The sequence below is a fragment of the Stenotrophomonas sp. NPDC047960 genome (assembly GCF_043204395.1).
Classification (GTDB): Bacteria; Pseudomonadota; Gammaproteobacteria; order Xanthomonadales; family Xanthomonadaceae; genus Stenotrophomonas.
Genome location: NZ_JBIDBX010000002.1, coordinates 450,081 through 468,955, shown reverse-complemented (window position 1 = coordinate 468,955; position 18,875 = coordinate 450,081). Strand labels below are relative to the sequence as shown.

General features: G+C 67.8%; 16 protein-coding genes. 6 read left to right on the top strand and 10 right to left on the bottom strand.

What is annotated here, in order from left to right:
• Nucleotides 1-42: 42 nt before the first annotated feature.
• The 6 genes from ACGFZ3_RS07740 to ACGFZ3_RS07715 form a co-directional block, all read right to left on the bottom strand.
• The gene (locus tag ACGFZ3_RS07740; RefSeq protein WP_392918720.1) at nt 43-2,541 is read right to left on the bottom strand and encodes a DNA topoisomerase I; all 2,499 of its coding nucleotides are present in this window, start codon (nt 2,539-2,541) and stop codon (nt 43-45) included.
• 189 nt (nt 2,542-2,730) lie between these two features.
• A complete protein-coding gene (locus tag ACGFZ3_RS07735; protein ID WP_392918717.1) occupies nt 2,731-3,639 on the bottom strand; it encodes an RDD family protein in 909 nt (302 codons plus the stop codon).
• A gap of 38 nt (nt 3,640-3,677) precedes the next feature.
• A complete protein-coding gene (locus tag ACGFZ3_RS07730) occupies nt 3,678-4,460 on the bottom strand; it encodes a pilin (protein ID WP_392918715.1) in 783 nt (260 codons plus the stop codon).
• A 39-nt stretch (nt 4,461-4,499) separates the two neighbouring features.
• Nucleotides 4,500-4,973, bottom strand: coding sequence for a DUF494 family protein (locus ACGFZ3_RS07725; RefSeq protein ID WP_392918712.1), 474 nt, complete (start codon nt 4,971-4,973; stop codon nt 4,500-4,502).
• A gap of 42 nt (nt 4,974-5,015) precedes the next feature.
• Nucleotides 5,016-6,155, bottom strand: coding sequence for a DNA-processing protein DprA (gene dprA / locus ACGFZ3_RS07720; protein ID WP_392918708.1), 1,140 nt, complete (start codon nt 6,153-6,155; stop codon nt 5,016-5,018).
• A 127-nt stretch (nt 6,156-6,282) separates the two neighbouring features.
• Nucleotides 6,283-7,416 (bottom strand): LysM peptidoglycan-binding domain-containing protein, encoded by a 1,134-nt coding sequence (locus ACGFZ3_RS07715; protein ID WP_392918706.1) that lies wholly within the window; start codon nt 7,414-7,416, stop codon nt 6,283-6,285.
• A 125-nt stretch (nt 7,417-7,541) separates the two neighbouring features.
• Between ACGFZ3_RS07715 and def the strand changes: the two genes are divergently transcribed.
• The 5 genes from def to ACGFZ3_RS07690 all read left to right on the top strand — a co-directional run bounded on the left by def (nt 7,542) and on the right by ACGFZ3_RS07690 (nt 13,528).
• Nucleotides 7,542-8,054, top strand: a complete 513-nt coding sequence (def, locus tag ACGFZ3_RS07710) for a peptide deformylase (protein WP_392918703.1) — start codon at nt 7,542-7,544, stop codon at nt 8,052-8,054.
• A 99-nt stretch (nt 8,055-8,153) separates the two neighbouring features.
• Complete coding sequence (fmt, locus tag ACGFZ3_RS07705) at nt 8,154-9,077, top strand: methionyl-tRNA formyltransferase (RefSeq protein ID WP_392918701.1); 924 nt, start codon at nt 8,154-8,156, stop codon at nt 9,075-9,077.
• A 1-nt stretch (nt 9,078) separates the two neighbouring features.
• Entirely contained in the window at nt 9,079-10,419 is a 1,341-nt protein-coding gene (rsmB, locus tag ACGFZ3_RS07700; protein ID WP_392918698.1) for a 16S rRNA (cytosine(967)-C(5))-methyltransferase RsmB, read from the top strand.
• Nucleotides 10,420-10,443: 24 nt separating this feature from the next.
• A complete protein-coding gene (locus tag ACGFZ3_RS07695; RefSeq protein ID WP_392918695.1) occupies nt 10,444-12,168 on the top strand; it encodes an ArnT family glycosyltransferase in 1,725 nt (574 codons plus the stop codon).
• 10 nt (nt 12,169-12,178) lie between these two features.
• Entirely contained in the window at nt 12,179-13,528 is a 1,350-nt protein-coding gene (locus tag ACGFZ3_RS07690; RefSeq protein WP_392918692.1) for an O-antigen ligase family protein, read from the top strand.
• A 9-nt stretch (nt 13,529-13,537) separates the two neighbouring features.
• On the opposite strand, the gene ACGFZ3_RS07685 is transcribed toward ACGFZ3_RS07690, so the two are convergent.
• On the bottom strand, nt 13,538-14,686 hold the full coding sequence (locus ACGFZ3_RS07685; RefSeq protein ID WP_392918689.1) for a glycosyltransferase: 1,149 nt from the start codon (nt 14,684-14,686) through the stop codon (nt 13,538-13,540).
• Between the two features lie 44 nt (nt 14,687-14,730).
• Nucleotides 14,731-15,549: a glycosyltransferase family 2 protein gene (locus tag ACGFZ3_RS07680; RefSeq protein WP_392918686.1), complete on the bottom strand. Its 819-nt coding sequence runs from the start codon at nt 15,547-15,549 to the stop codon at nt 14,731-14,733.
• Between ACGFZ3_RS07680 and ACGFZ3_RS07675 the strand changes: the two genes are divergently transcribed.
• On the top strand, nt 15,548-16,606 hold the full coding sequence (locus ACGFZ3_RS07675) for a CDP-glycerol glycerophosphotransferase (protein WP_392918902.1): 1,059 nt from the start codon (nt 15,548-15,550) through the stop codon (nt 16,604-16,606). The genes ACGFZ3_RS07680 and ACGFZ3_RS07675 overlap by 2 nt on opposite strands.
• A 204-nt stretch (nt 16,607-16,810) precedes the next feature.
• Here ACGFZ3_RS07675 and ACGFZ3_RS07670 read toward each other — a convergent pair whose 3' ends face one another.
• A complete protein-coding gene (locus ACGFZ3_RS07670) occupies nt 16,811-18,340 on the bottom strand; it encodes a PH domain-containing protein (RefSeq protein WP_392918683.1) in 1,530 nt (509 codons plus the stop codon).
• Nucleotides 18,337-18,858 (bottom strand): PH domain-containing protein, encoded by a 522-nt coding sequence (locus ACGFZ3_RS07665; RefSeq protein WP_392918680.1) that lies wholly within the window; start codon nt 18,856-18,858, stop codon nt 18,337-18,339. Before ACGFZ3_RS07665 ends, ACGFZ3_RS07670 begins: the two co-directional genes overlap by 4 nt.
• Nucleotides 18,859-18,875 lie beyond the last annotated feature (17 nt).

Sequence of the window (18,875 nt, the reverse complement as noted above, 5' to 3'; positions counted from 1 at the left end):
CCGCCGTGTTGCCGCCCGACCATCGGTCGGGCGCTACCGGTTTCAGGCTTTCTTTACTGCCTTCTTTGCGGCTGTCTTCTTGGTGGCGGCTTTTTTCGTCGCTGCCTTTTTCGCGGGTGCCTTTTTCGCAGCCGCCTTTTTGACGGCCGCCTTCTTCACCGCCGGCTCCTTCTTCACCGCCGCCTTTTTTGCCGGGGCCTTTTTGGCCACGACCTTCTTGGCCGCCTTCTTGCCAAAGCCCTTGCGCACCGGCTTGCCGGTTTCTTCCATCAACTGCTGCACTTCGGCCAGGGTCAGCGAGGCCGGCTCGCGATCCTTGGGGATCTTGCCGTTCATCTTGCCGTCGCTCAGGTACGGGCCGAAGCGGCCGTTCAGTACCTGGATCTCGCTGCCGTCGAATTCCTTGATGATGCGGTTGCGGGCGATCTCTTCCTTTTCCTCGATCAGGAACACCGCGCGGGCCAGATCGATGGTGTAGGGGTCGTCTTCCTTCTTCAGCGAGGCATAGGTGCTGCCGCGCTTGGCGAACGGGCCGAAGCGGCCGATGCCCACGCTGACATCCTCGCCCTTGTCCTCACCCAGCGCCCGCGGCATCAGGAACAGCTCCAGCGCGTCTTCCAGGCTGATGGTGTGCATCGACTGGCCCGGGCGCAGCGAAGCGAACTTGGGCTTGTCCTCGGCGTCCTCGGCGGTGCTGCCGATCGCCGCGTAGGGCCCGAAGCGGCCCAGCCGCACGCTGACCGGCTTGCCGCTCTTGGGGTCGGTGCCGAGCTCGCGGGCGCCGCTGGCCTCGGCGCGATCGACCGATTCCTTCTTTTCTTCCACCAGCTGGTTGAAGGGTTCCCAGAAGCGGGCCATCAACGGAATCCAGTCTTCTTCGCCACGCGAGACCGCGTCGAGCTCGTCTTCGAGCTTGGCGGTGAAGTCGTAGTCCACGTACTGGGTGAAGTGGCTGGACAGGAACTTCGAGACAGCGCGGCCGACGTCCGAGGGGCGGAAGCTGCGGCCTTCCATTTCGACGTATTTGCGGAACAGCAGGGTCTGGATGATCGACGAATAGGTCGACGGGCGGCCGATGCCATATTCTTCCAGCGCCTTGACCAGCGCCGCTTCGGTGAAGCGCGGCGGCGGCTGGGTGAAGTGCTGTTCGGCCAGGATGCGCTCCAGCGGCACGCGGTCGCCGGGCTTCATCGCCGGCAGCTTGCGGCCTTCGTCATCGTCCTCGGCGCTCTTGTTGTCCTTGCCTTCTTCGTACACGGCCAGGAAACCGGGCACCACCACGGTGGTGCCGCTGGCGCGGAACACGTGCTCGCTGCCGGCAGAGAGGTCCACGCTGACCGTGTTGAGCGTGGCCGGAATCATCTGGCTGGCCACTGCACGCTTCCAGATCAGCTCGTACAGCCTGCGCTCGTCTTCGGTGAGGTAGCGCGAGACCGAGGCCGGGGTGCGCAGTGCCGCAGTGGGCCGCACCGCTTCGTGCGCTTCCTGGGCGTTCTTGGACTTGGTCTGGTAGGTGTTGGGCTTGTCCGGCAGGGCGGCAATGCCGTAATCGCGGGCGATGACGTCGCGGATCTCGGCCAGCGCATCCTGGGACAGGTTGACCGAGTCGGTACGCATGTACGAGATCAGACCGACGGTGCCTTCGTCGCCGATCGCCACGCCTTCGTACAGCTTCTGCGCCACCTGCATGGTCTTGCGGGTGGTGAAGCCCAGCTTGCGCGAGGCCTCCTGCTGCAGCGTGGAGGTGGTGAACGGCGCGGCCGGCCGGCGCTTGCGTTCCTTGCTGGCTACGTCGGTGACGTGCAGGTTGCCCTGCGCAGCCTGCTGGATGCGCAGGCGCGCCGCCTCGGCGGTGTCGCCGTCGGTCACGGTGAACTGCTCGAACTTCTGCCCATCCAGCTTGATCAGGCGGGCATTGAACGGCTGCGAAGGATGCGCACAGGCGGCGTCGATGCTCCAGTACTCGCGGGCGATGAAGGCTTCGATTTCCTCCTCGCGCTCGACGATCATGCGCAGCGCCGGGCTCTGCACACGGCCGGCCGACAGTCCGCGCTGGACCTTGCGCCACAACACCGGGGACAGGTTGAAGCCGACCAGGTAATCCAGCGCGCGGCGCGCCTGCTGGGCATCGACCAGGTCGCTGGCGATGGCGCGCGGCTGGCTCATGGCCTCCTTGATGGCGCGCGGGGTGATCTCCGTGAACACCACCCGCTGCATCGGCTTGTCCTTGACCAGCCCGCGTTCCTTCAGGATTTCGGCGATGTGCCAGCTGATCGCTTCGCCCTCGCGATCCGGGTCGGTGGCCAGGAAGATGTCGTCGGCGCCCTTGGCGGCCTTGGCAATGGCATCAACGTGCTTTTCGTTCTTCTCGATCAGGTCGTAACGCATCGCGAAGTTGTTGTCGGGGTCGACCGCACCTTCCTTGGGGACCAGATCGCGCACATGCCCATACGAGGCCAGGACGGTGAAGTCCTTGCCGAGGTATTTGTTGATCGTCTTGGCCTTGGCGGGCGATTCGACGATGAGCAGGTGCTTGGGCATGGTGTTGATTTCTGTGGGCAGCAGCCCGGGAGAGGGCGCTAGGGTGGAGCAAATGGCCGCATTAGTGAAGGGCAGCCGTCGAATTCCCTATGCTGAACGCCCGGGTATGCGCCGGGCGTTCAGGTTTTGCGCCTGCTAGAGGAATCACGCCGGGGCCGGCTGTGTCAAGCGGCCGGGTGTGAGGACGGGTCAGGACATGGACGCGGCGATGACCCCGAACATGGCGATCGCCACGCCGATCATGGCCACGGTCAGGATGCCGCTGATCACCAGGATTACGATGGTGACCGTGCCCAGGCCGCGTTCCTGGAACTCGGCATTTTCGGTGAAGGCCCACTTGTCCACCACCAGCGTGTCGCACAGCATGTCGTGCAGCGCCTGCTTGCGTTCGGTGAAGGCCGCCATGATGAAGCCGATCATCAGGGTCAGGCTGCTCAGGATGAAGCCGAAGTAGCGGCCCACGCCACGCAGGAAGGTGATCCGCTCGCCATCACTGCGTACCACCTTGATGCCCACGGCCATCTTGCCCAGGGTGGCACCGCCCCGCGAGGCATGGAAGCCGGCGTAATAGCCGATGCCGATGACGAAGCCGCCCAGCATGGCCACCAGGCTCAACGCCAGCGCCAGGCTTTCGTTGCCGCTGGCTGCGCCGATCAGGTTGAACACCAGGCTGACCGGGATGTTGATGATGCTCACCACGATCGAGTCGAGGAAATACGCTGCGTAGCGCTTCCAGAACCCGGCGTAGACCACCTCGCCGCCGCCCACCACGGCCGCAGCGTAATTGCCCGTGGCCGCAGGTGCGGTGTAGGGCGAATAGGTGCCGCCGCCGGTGCCGGGCAGCGGTGCGGTGCCGTTGTCGATGGCCGTGTAATCCCCACGCAGGTCGATGCCGCTGCCCAGGTTGTCGGCGGCGCTGGTCAGGTTCTGCAGCTGCAGCTCCTCGACCGCTTCGGAAAGCGGCTTCCACTGCGGGTAGCCCTCGCGCCACACCAGTGTGGCCAGGCTGATTTCGCCGCGCTGGAAGCGCTGGCGCAGGTCTTCGACCAGCAGCGGACCTTGGCGGTCCTGGCCGTCTGCGTAATACCACTCCGTCATTGCGTGCTTCCCCTCTCATCCATAATTTGAAGTGCTGCTCAACCGCGGCACTGCGCGGGGAGATACTTGGTGTCCAGATCGCTGCTGCAGGTCCACTCCTGGCTCCGCAGGTCGTATTCGAACCACACCATTTTGCCATCGAGTGCGCGCTTGCCCGGCACGGCGAACTCCAGTTCGATGCCGCACTTGTCTTCGCCGATGCGGCCGATGCGCACCGCACCCACGTAGTCGCCTGCGTACGAGGTCGGGCTCTGGAAGCCATCGTCGCCGTTGACCGGGCAGCGGTCGGTGTTCATGGCGAACTCGGTCACCTGGCTCTTCAACTGCGACACGATCCCGACTGCATTGGCCACCTTGGCCCGGTGCAGGTAATCGTTGTAGGCGGGAAGTGCGATCGCGGCAAGAATGCCGATCACCACCACGAACACGATGCCCACCGCCAGCCCGATGATCAGACAGCCGGAGGTCTTCTTCGGCGGCGGCGCCGCGCGCGGGTGGGTCGGCGCGGCACTGTAGGCGGGCATGGCAGGGCCAGGCGCGGGCGTGTCGAACCCCGGGATGCGCGGCGGGCTGGGCACCACCGGCTCCAGATGCGGACCGTCAAGCGGCGCGCCCGGGCCCGGGTCCACCACCGGTGGTGGTGCGATGACCAGGCCGATCTCGTCGGCGACGCTGCGCAGGGGCTGCCATTGGGCCAACCCATCGCGCCATACCAAGGTGTCCAGCGCAATGCGGCTGGACTGGTACAGCGCGATCAACTCCTCGGATGTCAGCGGACCCCGCTGCTGACGATTCCCTTCTGCATAGAACCACTGGCTCACTTTCCATTCCCCTGAATGCGCGAAGCACCCAGTGTACGGTCAGTGAAGCGGTTCCGGTTCGTCCACGAACATCTGGGTTTCCATCCAGGCGTAGGCTGCCTCGGCACCCGGCTGGTTGAACAGCACCATCAGCACCACCCACTTGAGGTCGTCCAGGTCCAGTTCGTCCTGGTCCAGCGCCATGGCACGGTCCAGCACCAGCTCACGCTGGTTGGCGTCCAGGATGCCGTGCTGTTCCAGGAACATCAGGAAACCGCGGCCTTCCACATCCAGCTTGTCCAGCTCCGGGCCATGGAAAATGCGAACCGGACCGTCCACGCGGGCAAGGGCCACGGCCGGGCGCTGTTCGGCCAGGGCGTCCAGCCAATCGAAGGCTTTATTGATTTCGGTGGGGCTGAAGCCAGCCTGTATCAGGCCGTTCTGGAGGGAGTCGCGGTCGCGGATGAGATCCGCGTCTTCGCTGAAATAGTGTTCGAACAGATACAGCAGGACATCCAGAATGCTCTCTTTCATTGCCCCTCGGCCTGCGTCAACGACGCTGTGGAGGTGAAGAAACTAGGGTTTTCGACAGTAGCGGCCATGGTTGGCGACCACCTTTCCATCCAGTTCCATGATCAGCAGCATGGCCGACAGCTGGTCCGCCGTCAATCCGCTGCGCTGGATCAATGAATCCATACCCGTGGGGTTTTCATCCAGCGCGTTCCACAAGCGCTGGTAGTGGCGGACAGGAAAGGGGGACGCGCTGCCGGGCGCCGACCGTGCCTGTTCAGTGGGGGCGTCCAGGCGCCAACGCAAGGCCTGGCCCAGGCTGGCCGCCGCCCCGGTCAGCCCGGCGACAACCTCGGCCGGGGTTTCCACCAGCTGGGCGCCGTCGCGGATCAGCCGGTGACAGCCGCGCGCCCGCGGGTTGCGCACCGAGCCGGGCAGGGCGAACACTTCACGCCCGATCTCCGCGGCCAACCGGGCGGTGATCAGGGCGCCTGAGCGGGCCGCCGCCTCGATGACCAGCGTGCCCAGGGTCAGCCCGGCCACGATCCGGTTGCGGGCCGGGAACTGGCCCGGGCGCGCCGGCGTACCGGGCGGGTACTCGCTGACCACGGCGCCCCGTTCGGCGATGCACGCCTGCAACGCGCCGTGGCGAGGCGGATAGGTCAGGTCCAGGCCGGTCGCCACCACGGCCACGGTGCGTCCGCCGGGGACCTCCAGCGCGGCCTGGTGGGCCCGCGCATCAACCCCCGCGGCCAGTCCGCTCACCACGCCCAGGCCGCTGCGGGCCAGCGCGCCGGCGAACTCGGCGGCCAGCTCCGCGCCGGTCGGCGACGGGGTGCGGCTGCCGACCACGGCCACCCCGGGGTGCCAGAGCGCGGCCGGGTCGCCGTGCACGAACAGCGCCAGAGGCGCGGGATCCAGCGGGCGCAGCAGGGACGGGTAGTCGTCGCTTTGGATCGACACCAGGTGCCGGCCGGGCCGTGACAGCCAGCGTCGGCCGCGACCGAGCGCTTCGCGGTCTGGCAGTGCCAGCAGGGCCCGCTGCTCCGGGCTGCACCCGGCGGCGCGCCATGCGGCGGGGCCGGCGCGCAGGGCGCCGGCGGGGTCGTCGAAGCGGGCCAGCAGGGCGCGGCGGGGGGCCGGGGGGCCACCGGCAAGGACCAGGCGCAGCAGCGCCTCGGTGGAGCAGGGCAGGTCATCGGGCATCGGCTCAGGCTAGCCCGCATGCGACGACGGCGCCCTGGGGCGCCGTCGCGTTGTTGCGTCAGAATGTGTACCGACCAACCGTCGGTACCTGCCGCGTGGTGGGGTCGGCAGCGCCGACCCGGCGGGGTTACTGCGCGTCGGGGTGCTTGGCGGAATAGCCGACCAGGACCGGCTTCACGCCCTGCATCACCAGCGCATAGCTGACCTTGTCGAAGGTGCGGAACACCATCGCGTGGGCGGCGTACTCGTCGGGCAGGGAAACGCGGCCGGCACCGGTGGTGAGCGAGTCGTCCATGCGCGAGGAGCCTGGGTACTTCATGCGGTGGGCCACATGCCGCCCCTGGCGCCACAGCGAAACCACGGTCCCGTTGTCGATGCCGTTGGCGCTGCCGGCCGAAATCGCGATGACATCGCGCGGGCCGCCGGCCAGATACATGTCCGTCACTGCCAGCACGCGGATATCCAGGCCTTCGGTCTGGGCAGCCGGCGCATGCGGGAAGAACTGCAGATCGTACGGGGTGGCTTCCACCGGCACCAGACGATCGCCGGCGCGGACTTCACGCCCGTCGGTCCGGCCCTGCAGCGTGATGGAGGTCACTTCCGACTTCTCATCGGGCAGCTTCACCACCGTGCCCACGTTCAGCTGCGCAAGCTCATAGCCCAGCATCTCGTGGCGCTTGCTGGGCGCGGCCACGAAGTTTTTCCACAGGTTGCCGCTGCCCGGGGTGACATCCCCGTTGGCGGTAAGGTCCTCGGTCGGCTTGGGCAGCGTGTAGCGCACGGTGGGTCGGACCACGGCCCAGCGCTGGCCGACCTGTGCCCCTTCCAGTCCCCGCACGTAGGCGGTCTGGCCGGTGGTGGCGCGCAGGCGGTTGTCTTCCAGGGCAACCACGTAGGGCAACGAATCGATCTCGTCCACCACGCTGAGCTGCTTCAGGAAGGGCTCGACCTGGCTGAGCGGGATCGCATTGATCGGCGCCTCCTGGCGCGGGCCGGGCTGGGCCACGACGCGGTCCAGATAGGCCAGGCTCAGCACGTCACCTGGGTAGATGAGGTGCGGGTTCTTGACCTGCGGGTTGGCCTGCCAGATCTCCGGCCACAACCACGGCTTTTTAAGGAAGCGCGCGGAAATGTCCCACAAGGTATCGCCCTTCTGGACGACGTAGGTTTCCGGGTGCCCGCCATTCACTTCAACGGCGGTAGCATAGGTAGCGACGGTCAGCATCGCGACGGCGACGACCGTACGAGTTCTTTCAAACATAGGTGTGGTGCCTGATTCCCCAACAGGTTCGAGCACTATAGTCCAGAAACCGGGGCGCAAGGCAAGCGTTGGCGATAGAATTGCGACGTACGCCGCTTTAAGGGCGCCCCCCAACGGTATTTGCCATGGCTATCCTGCCCATTCTCGAGTTCCCGGACCCGCGCCTGCGGACCAAGGCTGCGCTGATCGACGCCGCCGAAGTGACCACCCCGGCCTTCCAGGAACTGATCGACAACATGTTCCAGACCATGTACGAGGCCCCCGGCATCGGGCTGGCTGCGTCGCAGGTCGACGTCCACAAGCGCTTCATGGTCATCGACGTCAGCGAGGAGAAGGACACCCCGCGGGTGTTCATCAACCCGGAGATCGTGGCCAGCGAAGGCGGCCAGGTCTACCAGGAAGGCTGCCTGTCGGTGCCCGGCATCTTTGCCGACGTGACCCGCGCCGACACCATCACCGTGCGGTTCCTGGACCGCCAGGGCGTGGCCCAGGAGCTGACCACCGACGGCCTGCTGGCCGTGTGCGTGCAGCACGAGATGGATCACCTGGACGGCAAGCTGTTCATTGATTACCTGTCTCCGCTCAAGCGTGAGATGGTCCGCAAGAAGCTGGCCAAGTCGCGCAGGCACGTTGCCTGACCTGGCCACGGACGTGGCGGTGCGGCCTGCCCGCGCTGCCCGACCGGATGTTCGGCGCCGTGCCCCGGCGCCGTTTTTCTTTCTGCAAGTGGGAACGCCATGAAGATTGTGTTTGCCGGAACGCCTGAGTTCGCCGTCGCCTCGCTGCGTGCCGCCGCGCGCCACCATGAGGTGGTGGGCGTGTACACCCAGCCCGACCGTCCGGCCGGCCGCGGCCGTGGGCTGATGCCCTCGCCGGTGAAGCTGGAGGCGATCGCCCGCGGCATCCCGGTGTTCCAGCCCGAATCGCTGAAGACCGCCGAGGCCCAGCAGCAGCTGCGTGACCTGCAGCCGGACCTGCTGGTGGTGGTGGCCTATGGGCTGATCCTGCCCAAGGCGGTCCTGGCCATTCCGACCCACGGCTGCTGGAACGTGCATGCCTCGCTGCTGCCACGCTGGCGGGGAGCAGCGCCGATCCAGCGTGCCATCCAGGCCGGTGACGCCGAAACCGGCGTGTGCCTGATGCAGATGGAGGCCGGGTTGGACACCGGCCCGGTGCTGCTGCGCCAGCACACCCCGATCCAGGCCGGTGAACTGGGCGGTTCGCTGCACGACCGCTTGGCCGAGCTGGGCGCTCAGGTGCTGTCCGACGGGCTGGGCCTGCTGCGCGCCGGCCTCAAGCCGATCGCCCAGCCGCAGCCCGAGCAGGGGGTGACCTACGCACACAAGCTGGACAAGGCCGAAGCGCGGCTTGACTGGGCGCAGGATGCGCAGGTGCTGGAGCGCACCGTGCGCGCCTTCAACCCGTGGCCGATCGCCGAAGCGCAGCTGGCCGGCGAACGGGTGCGCATCCACGGCGCGGTGGCGCTGGAAGACAACCATGGCAAGGCGCCGGGGACCCTGCTGGCGGCTGGCCGCGATGGCATCGATATCGCCTGCGGCCAAGGCGCCCTGCGCCTTCGCGTGCTGCAGCGCGAGGGGGGCAAGGCGATTACGTCGGCCGATTACCTCAACGCCCGCCGCGACCTGGTCGCAGGCAACTGAGATGGCACAGCCCCGCCAGAACAAGCCGTCCCCTGCGCTGTCCGCCCTGGCCCCGGGTGTACCCACGCGCGTGCTCGCCGCGCGCGTGCTGGCCCAGGTCCTTGGCCGCGGCCGTTCGCTCAAGGCTGAACTGGCTACCGCGCTGCCCAGCCTGGACGACAGCCGCGACCGCGCCCTGCTCGAAGCGCTGTGCTTTGCCGTGCTGCGCCGGCGCACCGCCTATGACGCGGCCCTGGCGAAATGGATGCAGCGCCCGCTGAGCGTGCGCGAGGATGAACTGCGCGCGCTGCTGCTGGTCGGCTTTGCCCAGCTCGATGCGCTCGAGCTGCCGGCCCATGCCGCGCTCTCGGCCACGGTCGACGCCGCCCGCGCGCTGGGCAAGGAACGCCAGGCCGGGATGGTCAACGCCCTGCTGCGCCGCGCCCAGCGCGATGGCATTCCGCCGCTTCCGGCGCGCGATGCCTTCCCGCAGTGGATGGCCGAACAGATTGAACAGGATTGGCCCGAGCAGGCCGACGCCATCTTCAGTGCGAGCCTGCAGCCGGCGCCGTTGTGGTTGCGGGTCAATCGCCAGCACGGCAGCCGCGAGGCGATGCTGGAGCGGCTGGACGCGGCTGGCATCGCCGCCGAGGCCAGCGAACTGGGCGCCGATGCACTCCGCCTGCCAGTGCCGGTGGCGGTTTCGGCGTTGCCCGGCTTCGCCGACGGGGCGCTTTCGGTGCAGGACCTCTCGGCCCAGCAGGTGGCGGATGCGCTGGCGGTGCCCAAGGGCGCGCGCGTGCTTGATGCCTGTGCCGCCCCGGGCGGCAAGTCGGCGCACCTGCTCGAACGCTACCCCAGCCTGCGCCTCCTGGCGCTGGACATCGATGCGCGCCGGCTCAAGCGCATCAGCGAAACGTTCGCGCGCACCGGGGTGGGCGAACACGCCCAGGTTCGAGCAGCCGATGCCACTGACCCGGCCAGCTGGTGGGACGGGCAGCCGTTCGACGTGATCCTGCTGGACGCCCCGTGTTCGGCCACCGGCATCATCCGCCGCCAGCCGGACGTGCTGCTGCACCGCCGCGCCACCGATATTCCGGCGCTGGTCGCGCTGCAGGCGCGCCTGCTGGATGCCTGCTTCGGCATGCTCGCCCCGGGCGGCACGCTGCTGTATGCGACATGCTCGATCCTGCGCGAAGAGAACCAGTTCCAGGTCGAGGCGTTCCTGCAGCGCACCCGGGGCGCGGGATTCCTGCCATTGGGTGACGCTTACGGTCACGATTCCTGGGCCGGGCGCCAGCGACTGCCGGGCGAACACGGTGCAGACGGCTTCTTCTATGCGCGTCTGCTAAAGAAGGGTTGACCCTGCACCGTTAGAATCGCGCCCATGCTGAAGACACGCGAATCCCGGGAATTCTGGTTGCTTGCGCTGATGGCCCTGCTGGTGCTGGGGGCCGGGCTGGGCATGCGCGACCCGTGGCCATCGGATGAGCCGCGCTTTGCGCTGGTGGCCAAACAGATGGTGCTGAGTGGCGACTGGCTGTTCCCGCACCGCGGCACCGAGCTGTACTCGGACAAGCCACCGATGTTGATGTGGCTGCAGGCCACGCTTTACACCCTGCTGCGCGACTGGCGGCTGGCCTTCCTGCTGCCCACCCTGCTCGCCTCGCTGGGCACGTTGGCCTGCGTGTACGACCTCGGGCGTCGGCTGTGGACCCGCAAGGTGGGCCTGTATGCGGCCTGGGCGCTGTTGTTTGCGGTGCACTTCACCTTCCAGGCCAAGAAGGCCCAGATCGACCCGCTGGTGGTGTTCTTCATCACCGTGGCAAATTATGGCCTGCTGCGCCATCTGCTCTGCGGCCCGGCGTGGCGCTGGTGGTGGCTGGGCTGGTTTGCCGCCGGACTGGGGGTGATCACCAAGGGCGTGGGCGTGCTGGCACTGCTGATGCTGGTGCCGGCGCTTGCGGCCGTGGCGATGGGCTGGCCACGGGTGCGGCTGGACCTGCGTGACTGGCGGTTCTGGGTGGGGCCACTGGCCTTCCTGGCTGCCATCGCACTGTGGCTGGTGCCCATGGTGCTGGCCGCCACTGGCAGCGGCTCGGCTGAATACCGCGCCTACATGAACGACATCCTGTTCCGGCAGACCGCCAAGCGCTATGCCCAGTCCTGGGACCACCACCAGCCCTGGTGGTACTTCCTGGCCACCATGCCCTCGATGTGGATCCCGGCCTTCCTGCTGGTGCCGTGGGCGATCGCCGCCTGGTGGCGGCGCCTGCGCCGGCGCGATCCGCGCTACCTGCTGCTGCTCGGCTGGTGGCTGCTGATCGTGCTGTTCTTCTCCATTCCGCATGGCAAGCGCGATGTCTACATCCTGCCGGCGCTGCCCATGTTCTGTCTGGCCCTGGCGCCGCTGCTGCCGGGGCTGCTGCGCCGGCGCGACGTGCAGTGGGTGCTGGGCGGATTCGCTGCACTGCTGACCGTGGCGCTGCTGGGGGCGGGCGTGGCGATGCTGGGCGGCGAGCCAGGATTCGAGCGCAAGCTCATCCTCGAACGGGGGATCGATGCGTCGGTGACCGCCGCGCTGGGCTGGGTCGGCATCGCACTGGGCAGCTGGGGCGTGGTAAGCCTGGTCTTCAGCGGGCCGCGCCATTTCCACCTGGCCGTGATCTCGATCCTGGCCATGGCCTGGGTGGCTTACGGGCTGGTGGGCTACCCCCTGTTCAATGATTCCAGTTCCGCGCGTGGGCTGATGCACCAGGTGGGCGAACGGATCGGCCCCGATGCCGAGCTGGGCCTGGTCGGTTGGAAAGAGCAGAACCTGCTCATGTCCGACCGCCCGGTACGCACCTTCGGGTTCAAACGGCGCTGGTACCGCCAGCTGCAGGACGGCGCGGCCTGGCAGGCGCAGGCGCCCGAGCGGCGCTGGCTGCTGGTACAGCAGGCCGCCCTGCTGGCCTGCGTGGACCGGTCGCAGGCCGAACGGGTAGGCGTGGCCAATCGGCGCGGCTGGTGGCTGGTGCCGGCCAGCGCCTTTGTCGGCCCCTGCAAGCCCAGTGCGGTGGACCTGGCCCGGATGCGGCTGGAGCAGGGCAAGGAAGACGGCGAAGACTAGCCGTCCGCTCATGGATCATTCCCGACCGATCAGCGACAATGCCGGCCGCTCCGCCCGAACCGCATTGACCGTGACCAACGCGCTTTCCCGTCCTGCCGGCGTCAACCCTGTCCTGGCATGGGTGTTCACGGTAGCGCTTGGTCTTTCGCCGATCCTGCTGATGTCGACCATGGATGGCGGCAGCGCCGGCTACTACGGGCTGGTGCTGCTGAGTTTCATCACGCTGGCCTGGGTGCGCCATCCTGCAGCCGGCAGTACCTGGTGCGACAACCGCCGCGAGTACCTGTGGATGGTGCTGGGCATGGCGGTGATGCTGGTGGGCGTGCTGGTCAGCCTGGGGGTGCACGGCCTCTGGAAAGGCTCCGAGGTTGAAAAGGCGGTGCGCCTGCTCTCCGTCGGCCTGATCCTGGCGGCGCTGCTGCGCATGCCGCGCCACATCCTGGCGCATGCGGCGTTCGGCCTGCTCGGCGGCATCTGGTACGCAGTGATCAACGTGGCCTGGCTGGTGCTGAGCACCGGGGCGCGACCGCAGACCCGGCAGTTCAATGCCGTCACCTACGGCGACCTGACCCTGCTGTTCTCGGTCATTTCCTTCCTCCTGCTGGGCCTGCGGATCACCCGTTTCCGCCGCACCGAGTTCGCGCTGAAGCTGGTCAGCGGCATCGCCGGAATGGGGGCCTTCCTGGCCACCCAGACCCGCGGCGGGTTGCTGGCCATTCCGTTCTTCCTGTTCATCGCCCTGCTGGTCCAGGGGCGGCGCATGAACCGTTTCAAGGTCCTGGCCGCCGCGCTGCTGCTGGGCGTGGCCGGCATCATCGTGGCCAGCGACGCCTCCATGCGTGAGCGCATCCACTTGGGGGTGAGCGAATTCGACCAGTGCCAGGTGGCGCATCTCTCCGATACGTCGGTATGCATCCGCCTGCAGCTGTGGAGCGCAGCCGGTCACATGATCCGCAGCGAGCCGGTGTTCGGCGTGGGCGGCGGCGACCGCTTCCGCGAGGAACTGGCGCAGTTGGCCGAGGCCAAGCAGGTCACCCGTACGGTGGCGCGGGACTTCGGCGAAACCCACAACGACCTGCTGTACTTCCTGGCCACCTATGGGGTGCTGGGCGGATTGGGCCTGGTGCTGCTGTACATCGCGCCGGGCTGGGTGTTTGCCAGACGCCTGCGGCTGGGGGTGACCGACCGGCCCAGCCGCCTGTTCGCCGGCGCGGGCCTGATGATCTGCGTTGGCTTTGCGGTGTTCGGCCTGACCGAAATGATGTTCCGCGACATGCGCACCGCCTCGTTCTACGCGACCTGGATCGCCTTCTTCCTGGCCCTGTCCGACCCCCTGCGCCTGCGCGGCGAAAACCGGTAGAGCCGACGGTCAGTCGGCTGCCTTCAGCGAAGAACCTTCCGTCCCTCGCAGAACCGCTTCATACGAGGCCTCGGTCAACCGACTGAACGTCTCCAGTCCAAATGCCTCGACAGCGTGCTCCCGCGCCGCCAGCCCGATCCGCGCCAGGTCACCGCGCCATTCGTAGAGCGTGGTGACCTGCGCAGCAATCGCGGCCACATTCCGCACCGGTACGATCCAGCCGTTGTGCCCGTGGCTGATGTTCTCGGGCAAGCCCGCGTAATCGCTGACCATCACCGGCTTGCCCATCGCCATCATCTCGCGGCAGGCAAATGAGATGGTTTCCACATCGTAGGACAGCACGAATCCCGCATCGCCGCTGGCCACGAACGGGCGGATGTCCTCCAGCAGCCCGGCAAAATGCACCTGCCCGGCCACCCCAAGCTGCCCGACTTCAGCGACCAGGTGCGGGTCCGGCTCGCGGCCGGCCACGGCCATGTGCACCTTGCCGCGCAGGGGCTCGGGCAGGGTTGCGATGGCACGGGCCAGGTCGATCCAGCCCTTGTGGCCATCGGTGCCCGCATTGCTCACCAGCACCAGCGCATCGGGATCGTGCGTCCAGCGGGCCCGCAGCTCCGCACCGTCGGTGGCCGCCACCGGCGAGAAGCGCTGCAGGTCCACGCCATTGCGCACCACATCGATCGGACAGCGCCGGTAGGGGCTTTTCAGCAGCATCTGCCGGGTGTGTTCGGACACGGCGATCACCCGGTCGGTGCCCCAGCGCGCGCGCACCGCATTGCCGAACGTATTGCTCGATTTGCTGTTGTGCTTGGTGAATACCAGCCTGGGCCGCTTCGACAGCCCGGCCACCGCTTCCATTGCCACCCGGTGATCGCGCGCGCCATTGGCGTGCACGATGTCGATGGCGTGTTCGCGGATCAGCCTGCGCAGGGTGCGCAGGTCCGCCCATTGCCGGCCCAGCGTGGCCAGCCCGCTGCTGAAGGCGATCTCCACCGATTCGGCGATGCCTTCCTGGCGCACCACCCGCAGCACCCGGCTGCCGGCCGGGGCGGCCATGAACACCTGGTGGCGCGGCGACAGCGCTCGGGCCAGCGACGCCAGGTAGGTGGTGTGCCCACCGCCGTCACCGGCGTGGAAGTTGGTGTAAAGGATCTTCATGGGGGCCTTTGGTCAAACGCCCTTGAAGTCTGACATACCGGTGTTCAGCTGGCGTCGCCGCCACGCGGCGGGTCGCTCACCGGTTGGCCGTTCTGCAGTATCCACAACATGATGGTCTTCTGGCGGACGTAGTTGGCGCGCACATAGGCATATACCAACCCGTGCCAGCCATCGCGGAAGCCGCCGCGCAGCAGCAGCCCCCGCCAGAACCGCCACGCCGGCGCCAGCACCAGCTTGGCCAATGTCGCGCGCTTGCCGCGGGCGAATTCGTGTTCGGCCATCATCCGCGCATAACGCTGGGTTTTGGCCAGCTGCTGTTCCAGCGAGCGGTAGGGGAAGTGGATGAGATCGCCGCGCAGCGTGCCCACGCTGCCATCGACACTGGCGGCTTCGTGGATCTCGCGCGTGCCGCGCCAGCCGCCGTGGCGGCGGTCGAACAGGCGCAGTACCCGATCCGGGTAGGCATTGCCGTGGCGCAGGAACCTGCCGAAATACTCTGACAGGCGCGCGAACCGGTAACCGTGGTGGCCGGCAAAGCCGCCGGCCTGGGCGGCTTGGATCGCCGCGCGCAGGTCATCACTGATGCGCTCGTCGGCGTCCAGGCACAGCACCCAGTCGTGGGCAGCCTGTTCCACGCAGAACGCCTTCTGGCTGCGGAAGCCGTCGAACGGCCGCTGCAGCACCGTTGCCCCGGCGGCGGTGGCGATGGCGACGGTCGAATCGGTGGAATACGAGTCCACGACGATCACCTCATCGCAGAACGCCAGCGAGGCCAGGCAATCGCCGATGCGGTCGGCTTCATTGAACGCGATAATGCAGGCCGAGATGCGAGGCCGTTCAACGGGAGCGGTCGTGGAGGACATGATGGCCGAGTACCTGCTGTTTGCGACGGAGCGCTATGCGCTGCCTATTCTCGCCCCGTTGGCCCAGGCGTTGCACGCTTCCGGTCAATCAGTGTCGGCGTGGTTCGCCGACGGGGCGGCCGGGGCCAGCCTGCCGGGCGTGCCCAACGTCGGCCTGCAGCAGGCGCTGGCGCTGCGCCCGCGCGCGGTGTTCAGTGCAGCCAACTGGGTGCCGCCGTTCATCGCCGGGGCCAAGGTGCAGGTCTTTCATGGCTTCAACGTGCAGAAGCGCGACAGCGCCCGTGGCCACTTCCGCGTGCGCGGGCTGTTCGACCTGTACTGCACGCAGGGCCCGGCCACCACCACCCCGTTCCGCGAGCTGGCCGCGCGCGAGGGCCACTTTGCCGTGGCCGAAACCGGCTGGCCCAAGCTGGACCCGCTGTTCCTCGACGATGGCGGCGCCAGCGCGGCGCTGCGCGCGCCGGCGCAGGGACGGCCGGTGATCCTGTTCGGCTCCACCTTCACCGAGCGCCTGAGCGCGGCGCCGCACCTTTACGAGCAGATCGCCGCCGACATCGCCCGCGGCGGGCACTACTGGCTGCTGACCCTGCACCCCAAGTGCCCGCCGGAGCTGTTCGCCCGCTACCGCGCGCTGGCCGGTGCCAACGCAGCCTTCATCGAACCGGAACAGGTAATGGCCGCGCAGCGTGCGGCAGATGTGCTGCTGTCAGACACCTCCTCGATCGTGTCCGAGTTCGTGGTGCAGCACAAACCGGTGGTGACCTTCCGCAACCGCGTGCCGCAGCCGCATATGATCGACTTCGATGATCCGGCCCAGCTGCCGGCAAAGCTCGCACGCGCGCTGCACCCGGAACCGGCCTTGATGGCGGAGATCGTTCGTTATGCCGACGACATCCATCCCTGGCGCGATGGCCGTTCCAGCGAGCGCGTCATCGCCGCCACGGAGGATTTCCTGGCCGGCGAGCTGGGCAGCTTGAAGCGCAAGCCGTTCGGCGCCTGGACACGTGGCCTGCAGATCCGCAAAGACCTGGGATACTGGGGCCCGTCACGGCGGTAGAGATTTCCGGCACCACGTGGGACACGCATGGCGTGTCGCTACGCAACGCTTGCGACCTGACAACACCGTTCGACCCTCATCCCGAGCGACCAAGGATCGTAATGACACGCCATGCGTGTCAAAGCCATGACCCTGTGCACGTAACCCGCCATGCGTGTCAAAGCCATGATCCTGCGCACGTAACCCGCCCTGCGGGGCCACGTATCACCACCGAAGCCGACGCGTCCCCAACGCAGTATTGAGCTGTTCGAACACCGCCCGCGCTTCGGCCTCCGGCAGATACCGCAGGCACAAGGCCATGCTGCCGCTGGCCCCGGCCGTATCCAGCCATACACTGGACGTGCCCAGCCACCGGTCCAGCGGCGATCGCGCCAACCGCAGCGACTGCAGCTTGTCCAGCTCGGCAAACCGCCACCAGCGCTGCCACCAGCCGCCGCGTACGGCCACGTAACGCGCATCCAGGTGGTAGCCCATGCGCGCCATCGTGCGGTGCGCACGCAGTGCCGACCACGGCAGCCACGCCAGCACCAGCATGCCCCACGGCCCCACCTCCCACACCGCACCGGCAGCCAGCAGCGGCACGACCATCAATGCCGGCAGGCACAGCCGCCACCATCCGCGCTGCGGCACCGGCCGCCACTGCGCCGGTGGCCATTGCAGCTGCGGCAGCAGGTGCTGCACGAGCGCGTCGCAGGCCTCGGGTGTTGCCAGTGGCGCCAGCTCGCGCAGGTCGCGGCGCTCGCCATCGGTTGAAACGCCCGCGGCGATATCGATGCGCAGGTGGCGGCGCTGGAACCAGCGCTGCAGCGCGGATTCGCGCAGCGTCCAAGCCTGGATCCGCCGGCGCGCCACGCTGGTGCGCATGCGCGTGAGCAGCCCGCTGGCCACGGTGAGGCGGCGCTCGTGTTCGGTCAGACGGAAACCGTGATAGCGCAGCAGCGCCATCGCAACCGAGAAGACCCGCAGCAGGCCCCAGAACCCGATCACCATTACCAGTGCCGCCACCACCCAGACCCAGGTGGCCGGGTGCAGGGTGCTGGCGTAGCCGAAGGCCTGGCGGCCGCCGTACTCGATGGCGTCGTCGACCGCACCCCGTGGAAACAACTGATACGACGCACCGATCGCGGCCAGTACCACCACCCAGCCACGATTGGACAGCAGCCCGATGCGCACTACATCGGCCATACCCAGTTGCAGCAGTACATCCTCGGCCGGCCCGGCAGGCGCGTTCACTGCTGCCGCGTCGCTGGTGCCAGCCTGCTGCTGTCCACGCTGGCGCACCAGCTGTTCCAGCGCCAACGCTTGTTCCAGCTTGAGGACGCGCATTTCCGCTTCCGGGCGATTGCCGCCGGCCGATTCCAGGCGCAGCTCGGCGACCCCGAACAGCCGGTGGAGCGGGTTCTGGTGCACCACCACGTTGTGGATGCGCGCAAACGGAATCTCGCGGCGGTTACGCGAAATCACCCCGCTGCGCACGCTGATCGCATCCCGGCCAATGCGGTAGTGGAAGGTGAGGTACTGCAGGATGGAAACGGCCACCAGCACCACGATCACCACCAGCGCGGCCAGGTTTGACCACATCTCCTCTTCGTCACTGTCACCGCGGCCACCGAACACCACCAGCGCGACCAGCGGCAGCAGGAACTGGCGCAGCTGCATCAGCAGCACGAACAACCACGACCACGGATGCAGTCGCTGGTCGGGCGCGTCGTGGTCAGCCAGGGGCGTGCTCACAGGGCGTCATCGTCCTGGTCCAGCTGGCGGCCCAGCGTGTCGCGCAGGCGCTCGGCGTCGGCGTGGTCCAGCCCGGCCAGCGACACCGCACTGAAGCGGCTGCCCGCGGTATGCACCACCAGGGTGGCCAGCTGCGCGGTGCGTTCGATCGGGCCCCGGCGAAGGTCCAGGTGCTGCACGCGCGACAGCGGTACCCGGGTTTCCAGCTGCCACATCAGGTCGCGGCGCACGCCCAGTCCCTGCGCATCCAGTCGCCACCAGGTGCGCCGCTGCCGACGGAAGCCGAAGAAGCCGCCGATCAGCGCGCCGGGCAGCAGCATCGCCGGGCCTGCGATCCAGCGCATCGGCATGTCCAACACCACCCACAGCGTGCCCAGCACGCCGCCGATCAGGATCGCACCGGTGATTGCGCCGGCCACGCCGGCGATGGTGGCCGCGCGCAGCGGCAGCGGCTGCCACGTGCCCTGCTCGGGCAGGGGCGGTGGGGTCGGCAACGGGGCGGGGAACGGGTCGGACAAGGCGGGCACTCGGCAGG